Annotated in this window: 15 protein-coding genes; 8 read left to right on the top strand and 7 right to left on the bottom strand. The window is 58.3% G+C overall.

Features of this window, described 5'->3' with window-relative positions:
• Window positions 1-17: 17 nt before the first annotated feature.
• Both HOL66_01900 and HOL66_01895 read right to left on the bottom strand, forming a co-directional pair.
• Window positions 18-467, bottom strand: coding sequence for a methylated-DNA--[protein]-cysteine S-methyltransferase (locus HOL66_01900; protein MBT5242979.1), 450 nt, complete (start codon window positions 465-467; stop codon window positions 18-20).
• 10 nt (window positions 468-477) lie between these two features.
• Window positions 478-2,502 carry a thioredoxin domain-containing protein gene (locus HOL66_01895; GenBank protein MBT5242978.1) on the bottom strand — a complete coding sequence of 675 codons (2,025 nt, stop codon included), beginning with the start codon at window positions 2,500-2,502 and terminating at the stop codon, window positions 478-480.
• A gap of 90 nt (window positions 2,503-2,592) precedes the next feature.
• On the opposite strand from HOL66_01895, the gene HOL66_01890 reads away from it, so the two are divergent.
• From HOL66_01890 to HOL66_01860, 7 genes are all read left to right on the top strand, one after another.
• Window positions 2,593-2,844 carry a hypothetical protein gene (locus HOL66_01890; GenBank protein MBT5242977.1) on the top strand — a complete coding sequence of 84 codons (252 nt, stop codon included), beginning with the start codon at window positions 2,593-2,595 and terminating at the stop codon, window positions 2,842-2,844.
• Window positions 2,841-3,158, top strand: a complete 318-nt coding sequence (locus HOL66_01885) for a (2Fe-2S) ferredoxin domain-containing protein (GenBank protein MBT5242976.1) — start codon at window positions 2,841-2,843, stop codon at window positions 3,156-3,158. The genes HOL66_01890 and HOL66_01885 overlap by 4 nt, the downstream gene beginning before the upstream one ends.
• Complete coding sequence (gene mnmE / locus HOL66_01880; GenBank protein MBT5242975.1) at window positions 3,155-4,501, top strand: tRNA uridine-5-carboxymethylaminomethyl(34) synthesis GTPase MnmE; 1,347 nt, start codon at window positions 3,155-3,157, stop codon at window positions 4,499-4,501. Before HOL66_01885 ends, mnmE begins: the two co-directional genes overlap by 4 nt.
• A gap of 171 nt (window positions 4,502-4,672) precedes the next feature.
• Window positions 4,673-6,553, top strand: a complete 1,881-nt coding sequence (mnmG, locus tag HOL66_01875; GenBank protein MBT5242974.1) for a tRNA uridine-5-carboxymethylaminomethyl(34) synthesis enzyme MnmG — start codon at window positions 4,673-4,675, stop codon at window positions 6,551-6,553.
• Window positions 6,553-7,173 (top strand): 16S rRNA (guanine(527)-N(7))-methyltransferase RsmG, encoded by a 621-nt coding sequence (gene rsmG, locus HOL66_01870; protein ID MBT5242973.1) that lies wholly within the window; start codon window positions 6,553-6,555, stop codon window positions 7,171-7,173. The genes mnmG and rsmG overlap by 1 nt, the downstream gene beginning before the upstream one ends.
• A 4-nt stretch (window positions 7,174-7,177) precedes the next feature.
• Window positions 7,178-8,041, top strand: coding sequence for a ParA family protein (locus HOL66_01865; protein ID MBT5242972.1), 864 nt, complete (start codon window positions 7,178-7,180; stop codon window positions 8,039-8,041).
• Window positions 8,038-9,003 (top strand): ParB/RepB/Spo0J family partition protein, encoded by a 966-nt coding sequence (locus HOL66_01860; protein ID MBT5242971.1) that lies wholly within the window; start codon window positions 8,038-8,040, stop codon window positions 9,001-9,003. Before HOL66_01865 ends, HOL66_01860 begins: the two co-directional genes overlap by 4 nt.
• 20 nt (window positions 9,004-9,023) lie before the next feature.
• Here HOL66_01860 and HOL66_01855 read toward each other — a convergent pair whose 3' ends face one another.
• From HOL66_01855 to HOL66_01835, 5 genes are all read right to left on the bottom strand, one after another.
• The gene (locus HOL66_01855) at window positions 9,024-10,046 is read right to left on the bottom strand and encodes a DNA polymerase III subunit delta (protein ID MBT5242970.1); all 1,023 of its coding nucleotides are present in this window, start codon (window positions 10,044-10,046) and stop codon (window positions 9,024-9,026) included.
• Between the two features lie 24 nt (window positions 10,047-10,070).
• On the bottom strand, window positions 10,071-10,631 hold the full coding sequence (locus tag HOL66_01850; protein ID MBT5242969.1) for a hypothetical protein: 561 nt from the start codon (window positions 10,629-10,631) through the stop codon (window positions 10,071-10,073).
• Window positions 10,618-13,152: a leucine--tRNA ligase gene (locus tag HOL66_01845; protein MBT5242968.1), complete on the bottom strand. Its 2,535-nt coding sequence runs from the start codon at window positions 13,150-13,152 to the stop codon at window positions 10,618-10,620. Before HOL66_01845 ends, HOL66_01850 begins: the two co-directional genes overlap by 14 nt.
• A gap of 19 nt (window positions 13,153-13,171) precedes the next feature.
• Window positions 13,172-13,708 carry a DUF3576 domain-containing protein gene (locus HOL66_01840; protein ID MBT5242967.1) on the bottom strand — a complete coding sequence of 179 codons (537 nt, stop codon included), beginning with the start codon at window positions 13,706-13,708 and terminating at the stop codon, window positions 13,172-13,174.
• A gap of 100 nt (window positions 13,709-13,808) precedes the next feature.
• Window positions 13,809-14,345 carry a thiamine phosphate synthase gene (locus HOL66_01835; GenBank protein MBT5242966.1) on the bottom strand — a complete coding sequence of 179 codons (537 nt, stop codon included), beginning with the start codon at window positions 14,343-14,345 and terminating at the stop codon, window positions 13,809-13,811.
• A 91-nt stretch (window positions 14,346-14,436) separates the two neighbouring features.
• Between HOL66_01835 and HOL66_01830 the strand changes: the two genes are divergently transcribed.
• The gene (locus HOL66_01830; GenBank protein ID MBT5242965.1) at window positions 14,437-15,123 is read left to right on the top strand and encodes a YggS family pyridoxal phosphate-dependent enzyme; all 687 of its coding nucleotides are present in this window, start codon (window positions 14,437-14,439) and stop codon (window positions 15,121-15,123) included.
• Window positions 15,124-15,314: the final 191 nt, after the last annotated feature.

Below are 15,314 nucleotides of genomic sequence, written 5' to 3'. Positions count from 1 at the left end.
ATCGATTGTTTGAAAGTTTAAAAGGTGACGCCCTCAAGGCGCAGTAGCGATGTTTTGGTATCGATGCCCGTGCCACCGCTAAATCCGCCTATTTTTTCTCCCGCAGCGACCACCCGGTGACAGGGGACAATAATGGCAATGGGGTTTTTGCCACAAGCGCCGCCGACGGCACGCGGGCCGCTGTCCAGATCATAGGCCAGATCGCCGTAACTGCGCGTAACGCCATAAGGAATTTCGCGCATAAGGTGCCATACAGATTTTTGAAACGGCGTGCCAGGAGCGTTCAGGGGCAGGTCAAAACGTTTCAGCTTGCCCGCGAAATAGGCTTTCAGCTGTGCTTGTGCGTCCTTAAGAAGGGCCGAGCCCGCACCTTCCGGCCCTTGCCCGAACTCAAGGGCGACAAGGGCCTCTTCATCGGCAAACAGGGTGAGCGGACCAATCGGGCTTTTGATGGCTTGGAAATACATGACCGACAGTCTACAGCTTTGCCAGATGATCTCTCAAGTCTTCTGCGGCGGTCACCGGCAAGCTGCAGGTGCCGGCTGTGCAAACGAAGGCTGTGGGTTGGCCCGTCCCGGTTTTGCCGTGGGCCGGATGGCCTTGCGGCAAATCAGCTCCGGGAGCGAGCCTCAGGATCACCCGCCACGGCGGCGCTGCTTCGCGGGCGGCGCGCAACAGGCCGTCATCATCGCCAACGATGACGATGCATAAAGCGCGCTCAAGGATTTCATAACCCATCATCAGGCCGGGCAAGCTGACCAGATTGCGGGCCTGTGAGCTTGAGAATGTGCGGATCAACCGCTCCGCCTGTTCCCGGTAATCTTCTTTGCCGCCTAACAGGTAAAGCCGGGCCAGGACTTCCGCCATCACGCCATTACCAGAGGGCACGGCGTTATCGGCGATGGTTTTGGAGCGGGTGATAACATCGGTGGTGTCATCCGCGCTGAGAAAATAACCGCCACCGTCTGCGTCCCAATAGCGGCCGTTGACGATGGCCATCCAGGCTTCGGCCTGATCCAGATAGACACCATTTGCCGTCGCTTCATACAGGACCAGGGCGGCCCGGATCATGTGGGCGTAGTCATCGAGCACGGCGGTATGGCGGGCTTTTCCGTCACGCCAGGAATGACGAAAGCGGCCGTCTTCAATCATGTTGCGGCAAACAAAGTCGAACACCGCCTCGGCATGATGGGTCCAGTCGCGGCGACCCAACAGGTTGCCACTGTGGGCGAGGGCGGCGATCATCATGGCGTTCCAGTCGGCCAGCGCCTTGTGGTCACGTTCGGGCCAGACGCGATCGTCGCGGACTTTCAGCAACGCCGCGCGGCAACCTGTCAGCATTTCCTCAAGGGCGTTGTCTCCGAGCCTGCGGGTATCGTCGCTGGCGTTACGATTGAGGATGTTCTTGCCTTCCCAGTTACCGCCCGGGGTGACATCATAGACGGCTTTGAAGTGTTCGGATCGCTCGCCCAGCACGCTGTCGATCTGAGCCGCGCTCCAGACCGTAAAGCGCCCTTCTTCGCCTTCGGCGTCGGCGTCAAGGGCGCTGGCGAAAGCGAAACCTTCCCCAGTGTCATCTTCAACAATCATCTCGCGCAGGCACCAGTCGATGGTTTCAGCGATGCGGATTTCCAGCAACGGGTTCTTCGTCACCCGCCACACATCGGCCATCAGCTCAATGAGCTGGGCATTGTCGTAAAGCATCTTCTCGAAATGCGGGGCCAGCCAGATCTCGTCGGTGGCATAGCGGGCGAATCCTCCGCCGATGTGGTCGTAGATGCCGCCCTGGCACATGCGTTCCAGCAAAAGTGTGACGCTGTCTGCGTAATCTTTCCTGCCGGTACGCAAGGATGAGCGCCAGAGAAACTGAAAAAAACTGACCTGCGGGAATTTCGGCGCACCCTGGGTGCCACCCCAAACGGAGTCAGTCGCACTTTGGGCGATGGCGGCGGCCTCGTCGAGCAGGGGGAAGCTCAAGCCCGGCCCACCGGCTGGTTTGGAGAGCTGTTCAAGGGCCGTCTTCAGCGCCACGACGCTTTCGGCGATGCGATCCCGTTGGCTGTCGTAGGTATTGGATATCTGTTTCAGCAAATCAGGAAAGGCCGGACGACCGTAACGTGGAGTTGCCGGAAAATAGGTGCCACCCCAAAAGGGCTCTCCTTCGGGGGTCAGGAACATGGTCAGAGGCCAGCCGCCCTGCTCGCCCATCAGCGCCAGCGCCGACTGGTAAATGACATCCAGGTCCGGGCGCTCTTCCCGGTCGACCTTGATGTTGATGAAAAGATCGTTCATGACCCCGGCGATGGCCTCATCCTCGAAGCTCTCATGGGCCATGACGTGACACCAGTGGCAGGCCGAGTAGCCAATCGATAGCAGGATCGGCTTATTGCCTTTCCTGGCCGCCTGCAGGGCGTCCTCGCCCCACGGTTGCCAATGCACCGGATTGGCGCGGTGCTGCAGCAAGTACGGGCTGGTTTCCTGGTCTAATAGATTGCGGTTCATGGGGAATCTCTTATATCAGCTTTTTGTGATTTACATTTTGTGTGTTACGGGTTCAGAAACAAGTCCTAAATTAATTATGGAGCAAGACTGATGAAAATTACCTTCGATATTGATTGCACCCCTGAAGAGGCCCGCGCCTTCTTCGGCCTGCCTGATGTCCAGCCCATGCAAAAGGCGATGATGGATGAAGTGGAACAGCGCATGAAAGAGGGCCTTGATTCAATGGGCCCGGACGCCCTGTTCAAAACCTGGCTGCCCGCCGGTATGGAAAGCTTCGAGCAGATGCAGAAAATGTTCTTCTCACAAATGACTCCCGGCAAAGAAGGCAAAGACACAAAATGAGCTATTATCGGCTGCATGTTTTTTGCTGCACGAACCAACGACCCGAGACACATCCGCGCGGCTCGTGCGCGGCGCGGGGCTCTGTTAAATTACGCGACTACATGAAGGTCCGGGCCAAGGAACTGGGGTTGTTGGGAATCCGAATCAATTCCGCCGGCTGCCTTGATCGCTGCGAGCTGGGCCCGGTGGTGGTGGTTTATCCGGGAGGCATCTGGTACCGCATGGAAACCCGCGATGATGTTGATGAAATTCTTGAGCAACACCTTCAGGATGGCAAACCGGTCGAGCGCCTGATGCTTAAGGATGATGAATGAGCGTGGAGGAGGCCATTTTTGCGCTGGCCAGCGGAGCCGGGCGCGCCGGTATCGCGGTCATTCGCCTGTCCGGTCCCGGTTCAGGTAAGGCGCTGCAACGTCTGAGCGCCGGACCCTTGCCGTCACCGCGTCAGGCGACAAGAACCAGCTTCCGGTGTCCCAAAAATAAAGATACCGTTCTCGATGACGGCCTCGCCCTTTGGTTTCCGGCCCCCGCCAGCTTCACCGGCGAGGACGTGGTTGAGCTGCATCTTCATGGCGGCCCGGCGGTGATCGGCGCTATCGTTGACGCCCTTTCGGGGCTACCGGGTTTGCGCCCTGCCGAAGCCGGGGAATTCTCACGCCGGGCTTTCGAGAACGGCAAATTTGACCTGACTGCCGCAGAGGGCCTGGCCGACCTGATTGACGCCGAAACAGACGCCCAGCGCCGCCAGGCCCAGCGCCAGTCTCGCGGTGAGCTGGGCCGTCTGTATGATGGCTGGGCAGCACAGTTGACCCGGGCCCAGGCCCTGACTGAAGCCGATATCGATTTTTCAGATGAAGATATCCCCGATGATCTGCTTGGCGAGGCGCTTGCCATTACGGCCGATCTGAATCGGCAAATCGCCGCCCATCTTGATGACGGCCACCGCGGTGAGCGCCTGCGTGCCGGGCTTTATCTGGCCATTGTTGGTCCGCCAAACGCCGGTAAATCGAGCCTTCTCAACCGGCTCGCCAAACGCGACGCGGCGATTGTCAGTGATATTGCCGGGACGACCCGCGATGTTATCGATGTCCATCTCGATCTTGGCGGCTATCCGGTCATCGCAGCCGATACGGCGGGATTGCGCGAGGCCAGGGACAGCATCGAGACAGAAGGGGTGCGCCGGGCGCGCGAGCGGGCCGGTGACGCCGACATGAAGCTGGCGGTGTTCGATGCCACAGACCTGGACACGGACGGCGGCCTGGACGCCCTGACCCTTGACCTGATTGACGCCGACACCCTTGTCGTCCTCAACAAAGCTGATCTGGTTACCAGCCCCCTGCCCGGGCACATCGAAAAGTGCCCGGCCTTTGCGGTTTCTGCGAAAACCGGTAGCGGCCTTGATACCCTGCTGGACGCTTTGCAAAGCGAAGCGGCCGAACGAATGGCTGGCGAAGGGGCCGGGCTGACCCGGCAGCGCCACCGCAGCGCCTTGACCACCTGCCGTCAGGCTCTCGCCCGCGCTGCTGAGGCCGGAGAGCCTGAATTAATGGGAGAGGACCTGCGCCTGGCCTCACGGGAACTGGGCCGCATTACCGGGCGCGTCGATGTGGAAGACCTGCTTGACGTTATTTTTTCGGAATTCTGCATCGGCAAGTAACCGTTGCTCAGCCGAATCGAGGGCGCGTCGACGTTGCGAGTCCGAATCGAAGAACAAAACGGAATCATTTTCGGCAGGTTCTGTTGCCAATGTTTCACGTGAAACATTCTGGCGCTTGAATGCTTTGACTCCGGGGACCGTCGTGCCTACATTCCGGCCATGGTTGAAGCCTTGAAACAGTCATATGATGTTATTGTGATCGGCGGCGGTCACGCCGGAACGGAAGCGGCGGCGGCGGCGGCCCGTATGGGCGCGGCGACTCTGCTTCTGACCCATCGCACCGACACCATTGGCGAAATGTCCTGTAACCCTGCCGTTGGCGGCCTCGCCAAGGGACAGCTGGTGCGCGAAGTCGATGCCCTGGACGGTATTATGGGGCGTGCCATTGACCGCGCCGGGATCCAGTTTCGTATGCTCAACCGGCGCAAGGGGCCGGCGGTTCAGGGGCCCCGCGCCCAGGCCGACCGAAAACTCTATAAGCGCGCCGTCCAGGCGTTGCTGTCCGCGCAATCCGGGCTGAGCATTGTCGCGGCGGCAGCAGAAGACCTGATGTTTGATTCAGATGGCGGCGTATCGGGCGTGGTGACGGCTGACGGGGTGGAGATAAAAGCCGCCGCCGTGGTCATCACAACGGGGACCTTTCTCAGGGGCGTTATCCACCTGGGGACGAGGAAAACAGCGGCGGGCCGGGTTGGCGAAGCGCCGACTATCGGTCTCGCCGAAAGTATCGAACGGTTGGGCCTCAGGCTCGGGCGGTTGAAAACCGGCACCCCGCCCCGCCTTGATGGTCGCACCATTGATTATTCCGGCCTCCAGGAACAGCTGGGCGACACCCCGCCGACCCCGTTCTCCTTCCTTACCGACAAGATCGACATTCCGCAAATCCCCTGCCATATCACCGGCACCACGGCGGCCACCCATGCCCTGATTTCAGAAAACCTTGACCGGGCGCCCTTGTATTCTGGCCAGATCGAAGGCACCGGGCCGCGCTATTGCCCGTCCATTGAAGACAAGGTGGTGCGCTTCGCCGGTCGCGACCGCCATCAGATCTTCCTTGAACCGGAAGGGCTGGACGACCCGACCGTCTATCCCAACGGCATTTCCACTTCGCTTCCGGAAGATATCCAGCTGGCCTTGCTGAAAACCATTCCCGGCCTTGAGCGGGCGGTCATGATGCAGCCCGGTTACGCCATCGAATATGATTTTGTCGATCCGCGCGAATTGACTCCCGCCCTGCAGGTCAGTAAAGCCGCGGGCCTGTTTCTGGCCGGACAGATCAACGGCACCACCGGCTATGAAGAAGCCGCGGCGCAGGGCCTGATGGCCGGCGTTAACGCCGCTTTGCTGGCCGGACGCGTCGGCAACAAAGCCGTTGATTTTTTCACCCTGGACCGTGCCGATGCTTACATCGGCGTGATGATCGACGACCTTGTTACCCTTGGCACCGAAGAGCCCTACCGGATGTTTACATCGCGTGCCGAATACCGACTGGCCTTGCGGGCCGATAACGCAGACCAGCGACTGACCCGTAAAGGCATGGCGCTGGGCCTTGTCGACCCTGCCAGAAGCAAAGCGTTTACGGACAAATCCCAAGCCCTTGAAGCAGCCCGCACCTTGCTCGATGGCCTGTCGGCAACCCCCAACCTGCTTGCCGACCACGGCATCAGGGTTAATCAGGACGGGGTCCGCCGCAGCGCCCGCGAACTGCTCGCTTATCCGGGTATTGATCGCGCCGCCCTCGCCACCCTGTGGCCGCAGCTGGCCGAACTTGAGGGCAAGATTGCCGAACAAATGGAAATTGACGCCCGTTACAGCAGTTACCTGAAAAGGCAGGAGGCCGATGTCAGCGCCTTCCGCCGTGACGGGGCGCTCGAACTCCCCGGTGACCTTGATTTTGCCGCCCTGCCCGGCCTGTCCAGCGAGGCCGTTAGCAAACTGGAACAGGCGCGACCGGCAACCCTGGCGGCGGCCGGAAGAATTTCCGGCGTCACCCCGGCGGCGCTGACAACCCTGCTGACCCATGTCCGCCGTCGTGACAAGCTTTCAGCGTAATGTTTCACGTGAAACAATTTCAGGAATTGACCGGCGTCACGGCAGAAACCCTGGGCCGTTTGCAGCTTTATGCGGATCTTTTGGAAAAATGGCAGAAGAAGATCAACCTTGTCGGACCGGCAACCATCCCCGACCTGTGGCAGCGCCATATGCTTGATTCGGCTCAGCTATTTCCTTTGCTGCCGAAACCGGACTGTCGGATCATGGATTTTGGCAGCGGCGCCGGTTTTCCGGGCCTGGTGCTGGCGATCATGGGCGGGCCCCAGGTGACGCTGGTGGAGAGCGATGGACGAAAATGCGCCTTTTTGGCCGAGGCCATGCGGGTGACCGGGACAGACGCGACGGTGCGCCTTGAAAGCCGCCGCATTGAAGAGGTTGCGCCGGACTGCGTCGATGTCGTCACCGCGCGCGCCCTGGCCCCATTGGACAAATTACTAGGCCTGGCCGAACCGTTCCTTGGCGATGGTTCGGTTTGTTTGTTTTTGAAGGGCAAAAAAGCCGATCAGGAATTGACCCTTACGGTGAAAAACTGGATGATGCAGGTGTCTAAAATCCAGAGTCAAACGGATCCTTCCGGGACGATCCTCAAATTGGAAAAAATAGCAAGGCGTGCTGGCTGACATGATGGCTGAAAACACGGCGAAAACCCACTCTACGGCTGCAACGACACCCTTGGGATGGCAAGGCGGCAAGACGCGCATTATTGCCATCGCCAACCAAAAGGGCGGCGTCGGCAAGACAACGACAGCGATAAATCTGGCGACGGCGCTGGCGGCGATCAAAAAGAAGGTCCTGCTTATTGACCTTGATCCGCAAGGCAACGCCAGCACCGGCCTGGGAGTCAGTCGGGAGGCCCGCACCCGCAATACCTATCATGTGGTGATGGAACAGATTACCCTTGCCGAAGCCATTCAGCCGACGGATATTCCGGGCCTTGACATTGTCCCCTCGGGGATGGATTTGAGCGGCGCCGAGATTGAGCTTGTCGATGTGGAGGGGCGTGAATTCAGTTTACGACGGGCATTGGCACCAGTCGCCGACGCGGGCGGAGAGAACGGCCTCTATGATTATGTTCTGATTGATAGCCCGCCTGCCCTGGGCTTGTTGACGATCAACGCCCTGGCTGCGGCGCAAGCGGTGCTGGTGCCACTGCAGTGTGAATTTTTCGCCCTTGAAGGCATCAGTCACCTGATGAAATCAATTGAGCGTATCCGCAACGGCTTTAACCCGGATCTGGAATTACAGGGCATTGTCCTGACCATGTTTGACAAGCGCAACAACCTGTCTGATCAGGTCGCCAGTGATGTCCGTGAATTTTTTGGCGACAAGGTCTACAACACGGTGATCCCGCGCAATGTCCGGATCTCGGAGGCCCCGTCTTACGGTCGCCCGGTTCTTGTTTATGATCTGGCCTGTGCCGGCTCCCAGGCGTACCTGCATCTGGCCGGGGAAGTGATCAGACGCGAACGTAAGGAGCAGGCGAAATGACCCCGCCAGAAGATAAAAAACGCAAACTCGGGCGCGGCCTGTCGGCATTGTTGGGTGATGGCGGCGAGGATTATGCCGCTCTCGACAAGGTTCGCTCGACCAAGACCATAGCGATCGAATTTCTGCAGCCGGGCAAGTATCAGCCGCGCCATATTATGGACGACGAACAGATTGAGGAGCTGAGCCGCTCTATATCTGAAAAGGGCATCCTGCAGCCTTTGCTGGTCCGCCGTCTTGGCGACGAAGAGGGGCCAAACGCTTACGAGATCATTGCCGGTGAGCGGCGCTGGCGAGCGGCGCAAAGGGCCAAGCTGCATGAAGTGCCGGTGATTATCAAGGACCTGAACGATCAGGAAACCCTGGAAATTGCACTGGTCGAAAACCTGCAACGACAGGACCTGTCGCCGCTTGAAGAGGCAGAGGGCTATCAGCGCCTGATGGACGAATTCACCCATACCCAGGAAGACCTGGCCAAGGCCATGGGCAAAAGCCGCAGTCATGTCGCCAACACCATGCGGCTATTGGGCTTGCCGGACGCGCTTAAGAAGATGATTGATACCGGGCAGCTGAGCGCCGGACACGGTCGCGCCCTTTTAACCGCAAACGATCCCGTTGCGTTGGCAAAAACCGTTTTAAAACAAGGACTTAACGTCCGCCAAACAGAGCAGTTGGTGAAAAAAGAAAATACCGGCGGCAGCAAGCCTGCGGCCCGGACCGTATCGAAAGACCCCGATACTTTAGCCCTTGAGCGGGACATGTCGGACCTGCTTGGCCTGAAAGTTGATATTCGCTTTAAAGACGGCCATGGCTCCCTGACCGTTCATTACACAGATCTGGCCCAGCTTGATGATGTGCTTGCCCGCCTGAGTCACAAACAAAAACCGCTGCTGGGCGCTGGTGTCCCTGATGATGATCTGGGTGTGATCCGCGATGCCGAAATTACCGGCGACGGCAGCAGCTGAATATTAGTTTTGTAGCCGAATCAATGGCGCGCGGCCTGGGCGATCCGCATCAGGGCGCGGCTACAAACAGCCTCTACGGGCATGCCGGTGGTTTTACAGTCCATTTCCGCTTCACTGAGAATATCCAGCGCCTCGTTCAGGTGAGCGGGTTTCCAGCGTTGCAGCTGTGTGCGAAAACGATCTGCCTGCATGAACATGACGGGCGGTTTCAGTGATTTCATTGCCTGATCGGGGTTTTTGCCGCCAGTGACCAGTCCGGCAGCCAAATGCAGGCGCAGGAAATGACGGGCGACAGCGCGCAGGATCTGAACAGGGTGTGAGCCCTCGTCGAAGGCCCTGGACAAGGCTTTGTCGAGCCCGGCCCGATCACCGGAGCCAGCCGACAGGCTGATATCATCAAGCGCCGTTGCCGCGCTGTCGCCAATAGCGGCCATGGCATCACCCAGCTCAACAGTGCCCGGTCCGCCCATATAAAGGGCAAGTTTTTCAAGTTCGCCACGACTGACGCTGCGATCCGAACCCAGGCTACCGGTCAAATAGGCCACGGCGTCACGGGATGGTTTCAGGTCGTGGGCGCCAAGGGTTTCGCCGATGACCCTGGTAAGGCTGCCTGTATCATCGCTATAGCAGGCGATGGCGGCAGCATTTTTTTCGCTCTCGCAGAGTTTACGAAGGCTTGAGCGTGGACCGAGCTCAGCCGCCTCGACAACAAGCAGGGCGTCCGAAGCGGTTGCGACGTGAAGAAATTCCTTGAGTGTCTTACTCGCGGCGTCGCCAATGTCACGCAGCTTAAGCAATCTGCGCTCGCCACCAAAAGCCATAGACTGGGCCTCGTCAAGAAGCCGGGCCGGGTCAGCTTTCAGATTGGCGCCCGTCATTTCGACGACGCGAAAGGGATCGTCAGGGGCCTCGACGACGGTGGCCGATAATTTTCGGGCCCGTTCGCTAACCAGCCCCCGGTCAGGCCCGTAAAGCAGAACGCAGACGATGGCCGGGTCGGGTTTGGCAATAAAACTGTCTTGGCGAGCGCCGGTTATTTTCACGTGAAGGGGCCTTTTTGCTGAAGGCTATAAGCTTTCGGGGTTTTGTTTAAAATAAACGGCAAGCCGGGTCCTGATATCGTCGGCAAGCTCTTTGACAGCGCGGGCCCGGGCGTCCTTAAGGGCTGCCAGGACTGCATACTGGGCCTGGGGAATATCGTAGCTGCTGGTCGCCAGCACAGACCCGCTGGCCAGGGCTTCTTTCTCGTCCGCCACCTCTTCATTTAAATGCAACTTTACCATTGTGTACTCCGCCGAAACCCTAAGATTCCCACGCGTCACGACAGCCGATTTCTTAATCCCCAGGCTGGAAACGGACTCTGAGATGGTGATTGACAGGGAATACAACGGTCGGTCCGGCGAACCCTTTGGGTTTAGGCGGCTGAGCAGATTATTGCGCAGCTGCTGACCAATGCGATTTTCAATTTGCCTGATTTCTATGCGGGCGAGATATTGCTCGGCGGGAACAATGCCCGCGCCGTGTCTGCCGTAAAGGGGCCGGAAACCACAAGCGCCAACAAGCAGAGCGACAAGGATGACGACGCAAAACCGAACAAGGCGCTGGCGGGGTGACTCAGATGACAACATTGATAATCCTGTCGGGCACGACAATCACTTTGCGAATGTCCTTGCCTTCAACGGCCTCGGCAACACGTGGCAGAGAAAGGGCGATTTTTTCTGCTTCCTTGGCGTCACAACCTTTGGGCAGGTCGACGGTGCCACGCAGTTTGCCGTTGACCTGAATGGCGACAGTCGCAGTGTCTTCGACAAGCAGGGTTTCGTCAACTTCCGGCCAGGCGGTGTCGGTCAGCATAACGTCGTGACCCAGTTGTTGCCATAACTCCTCGGCGATATGGGGCATCATCGGCCCGATCAACCGGACAACGGTTTCATAGCCTTCCCGCAAAACCCAATCGACACCAGCCTCGTCGCACTCAAGGGCGTCGAGAACATTTGTCAGCTCCCGAATGCGGGCAACGGCTTTGTTGAAGTGAAATTTATCAAGATCGCCTGAAACAGCTGCGACGGTTTTATGGATGGCCCGGTGCGCCGCATCGGCGGCTTCTGAAAGCGTGTCTGGTTGGGGGCTGCCGGTATTTGCAAGTGCTACCTTAGGTTCACTCATCATCCGCCATAAACGGTTGACGTAGCGCCAGGCCCCATCAATGCCACTGTCGGTCCAGTCAAGATCGCGATCGGGCGGGCTGTCCGACAACATGAACAAGCGGGCCGTATCGGCGCCGTATTCACTAATGATGTTTTCCGGGTCGACGACGTTCTTTTTTGACTTGCTCATTTTTTCCGAACGGCCACGGGTGATCGGGCCAGAAGCGGCCTCCGCCTCCTCGGGCAACAACCAGTTACCCGTATCGTCCCTGTAGGTCTCATGGCAGATCATGCCTTGGGTCATCAGCCCGGCGAATGGCTCTTTAATGCCCAGATAGCCACATTGTTTTAAGGCGCGGGTGAAAAAGCGCGAATACAGTAAATGCAGCACGGCATGTTCAATGCCGCCGATATATTGATCGACAGGCAGCCAGTAATCCGCCGCCTCACGGGTGAAGGCCTGATCAGACTGGGCTGAGCAGAAGCGAGCAAAATACCAGGATGATTCGAAAAACGTATCGAATGTATCGGTTTCGCGTTCAGCCGGTTTGTTGCATTTTGGGCAATCCACATGCTTCCAGGTCGGGTGATGCGTCAGCGGATTGCCAGGTTTGTCGAAATTGACGTCTTCGGGCAGGGCGACGGGCAATTGATCGGCCGGAACGGGAACGATGCCGCACCCGTCGCAATGGACGACAGGGATCGGGCAGCCCCAATAGCGCTGGCGCGATACGCCCCAGTCGCGCAGACGGAAGTTTACGGTAGATTCTCCGCTGTCGGTATCAACAAGCCTTTGCGCCGCAGCGGCCTTGGCTTCGGGTACGCTCATGCCATCAAGAAAATCCGAATTGATCAGCACACCATCTTCTACAAAGGCTTCGCTCACTACGCTGAAGGTGGCCGGATCGGCATCTCTTGGGGCGACGACAGGGGTCACGTCCAGATCGTACTTGCGGGCGAAATCCAGATCGCGCTGATCGTGGGCCGGGCAACCGAAGATCGCGCCGGTACCATAATCCATGAGAACAAAATTGGCCGCATAGACAGGCAGTTTCTTTTCCGGATCGAATGGGTGAACAACCTCAAGGCCCGTATCGACGCCGATTTTCTCGGCGGTTTCGATGGCGGCCTCGCTGGTTCCCAGACGATTGCACTCGACAATGAAGTCGCCCAGCTTGGGGTTGCTCCCGGCCAGCTCCTGGGCCAGCGGGTGATTGGCGGCAATGGCCATAAACGACGCACCATACAGGGTGTCGTGACGGGTTGTGAAAACTTCCAGACTGTCATCACGATCGACGATCTTGAAACGAATATGCGCCCCTTCGGAGCGGCCAATCCAGTTTTCCTGCATCAGGCGGACCCGGTCCGGCCAGCGTTCCAGTTCTTTAATGGTTTCGAGTAAATCATCGGCGTATTCGGTGATTTTCAGGAACCATTGGGACAGCTTGCGCTTTTCCACATCGGCGCCGGAACGCCAGCCCTTGCCATCAATGACCTGTTCGTTGGCAAGGACGGTGTTTTCAACCGGGTCCCAGTTGACCCAGGATTCCTTTCTGTAGACCAGACCGGCCTCCAGAAAATCCAGGAACATTTTTTGTTCGTGACGGTAATAGTCCGGCTCGCAGGTGGCGAGCTCACGGTTCCAGTCATAAGACAGGCCCATGCTTTTAAGCTGGCTACGCATGGATGTGATGTTGTCGCGGGTCCACTGGGCGGGCGGCACATTGTTGGCGATGGCGGCGTTTTCCGCCGGTAAGCCAAAGGCGTCCCAGCCCATGGGGTGAAGGACGTTAAAGCCGCGCGCTTTTTTATAGCGGGCAACCAGGTCGCCCAGGGTGTAGTTGCGAACGTGACCCATGTGAATGCGGCCCGATGGATAGGGAAACATTTCCAGCACGTAGTATTTTGGTTTGGAAGGATCCTCGGTGACATTGAAAGCGCCTTTGCTTTCCCACGCCGCCTGCCACTTGGCTTCGGTCTCCCTGGAATTATAGTTCGACATGTGCGTTGATTGATTTCCGCTATTGGGCCCGTAAAATTTCATTCCTGAGCTGGCGCGCCCGGGTCAGGATGGAGTCTTCGATTTTTGTTGCCGTCGTGTCACCGATGGCCATATCGCGCCAGCCGCCCTGGGCATTAAGAACTTGGCGAAAAACAGCGACCCGGACCCCGTCGGCCCGCAGCGCCCGCCCAAGAATATAGACATTCAGCTTGAAGCGTTCGTTGGGCGCCTGTCCTGCGGAATACCAATCGGTGATGATGACGCCGCCGAAAGGGTCGGCAGAACTGACGGGCATAAAGGAAATCGTATCAAGCGAGGCCCGCCACAAAAAGCTGTTCACCCCGATTGAGCGACCGTCGGCGTAAGGATCATCCGCGAAAATGCCGCCTTCTCCAAAAAGGCCGCCATTTGTGCTCTGATCTTTCATGTTGACGCCGCTTGTTGTTGTCGGGCCTTCACCGGCAGGCTCACCTTCGGTGCAAGCGCTAACAAACAGGCTGGCGGCGGCGCACAGAACGAGCAGCAGGTACCGCGTCGAGGCAACAGAATTGAGCATGTCGCGGTTCTTTGTGACTAAATCATTCATGCCGAAGCAAACTCCTCAATTTTCAATCCCTTTAATATACGAAAGATTTGCGCGGCACTATAGCCAGTTATCAACGCGCCACATCCAGATTTTTGCTTAAACCCTCAATGGCTGCCCAGCCGACAGCCCCGGAGCCGCCAAGGCGACGGACATTTTGATCATTGATACCGCCCATCGCGTAAACAGCAAGTGGGGCTCGTAACGCCCAGGCGGCAAAACGAAGGATGCCGATTGTGCTATCCCCAGGATGACTTTTTGTCGGCAACACCGGTGATAGCAAGGCGAAATCCGCACCCGCCTTCGCCGCCTTCGCAAGGGATTTTGGCGAGTGAGCGGCGACCGAAAGCAACATCGAGGGGCGCAATAGCTGGCGCCGCCGGGCCATCATGGCCTCGGGCAGGTGCAGGCCATCAGCGCCTGTGGACAGGGCAAGGCGGGCGTCACCTGCAACAAGGACAAGAATATGGCGGGGCCGACAAAGGGCGATGAGTTGGCGCGCCAGCCCGGCCCGGTTTTTGTCATCGTAATGGCGAAGGATGACGGCGCTACCGGGGGCGAGGGCGCGCGCCGCCGGTAGCGGGTTTTTCAGGCGGGCGCTGTCAGTCATTAAAATCGTTAACGGCAGCTTTCGCCTGTGCTGTGGGTCTGTTAGGGTTCGCAACGGTTTTTACTGATCTTTCATGACACGAGATTTCCCGATGACTGGCGAAAATAATAACGAAACTGACCGCCCCGGCAACCTTGATCGGGTCCGCGACGAACTTACCGCCGTCGCGCAGGAAGCCGGGCGTGACCCGGGCTCTGTCAATTTGGTCGCGGTATCAAAGACCAAGCCGGCAGAGGCGATCCTTGAAGTGCTGGCAGCCGGTCAGCGGATTTTTGGCGAAAACCGGGTTCAGGAGGCGGTCGATAAATGGCCGCAATTAAAGCGCGACCATAGCGATGTGCGCCTACATCTAATCGGCCCGCTGCAAAGCAACAAGGTGCGTCAGGCTGTTGGCTTGTTTGATGTTATCGAAACCGTTGACAGGCCGAAACTGGCCCGCGCCCTGGCCCGCATTATGGAAGAAACAGGTCTAAGGCCCGACTGCATGATACAGGTCAATACCGGCGAGGAGGATCAGAAAGCCGGGGTGAAACCCCTTGAGGCCGATGATTTTATCGCCCTTTGCCGTGATCAGTTAAAGCTTCCCGTGCGCGGCTTGATGTGTATCCCGCCCGTTGACGAAGAGCCCTCCCTGCATTTCGCCTTGCTGGCGCAAATTGCCGAACGTAACGGCCTTGAGCAACTGAGCATGGGCATGAGCGCCGATTATCCTGTCGCCGTGCGTTTTGGCGCAACTCATGTCCGCGTCGGCACGGCGATCTTCGGGGAAAGGGAATAGAGTTCCCGCTCATTAGTGTTTAAGCCCCTCAAGCGCCGGGCGAGGCCTCGGGCCTCTTGGCTTCGCACCCTTCGGGTGGCGAGGCCTCTGGAAGTCAAGACTGGCATGGCAACAGCAGCCCGGTTTTTATAATCCGGGTACCTGCTGCCAATTGAAATTTGACTTCCAGAGGCCTAAAAAGCCAAGAGAGC

This window comes from Rhodospirillaceae bacterium (assembly GCA_018662005.1).
In the GTDB taxonomy this organism is placed as follows: domain Bacteria; phylum Pseudomonadota; class Alphaproteobacteria; order Rhodospirillales; family JABHCV01; genus JACNJU01.
This window is presented reverse-complemented; position numbering and strand designations above follow the sequence as displayed.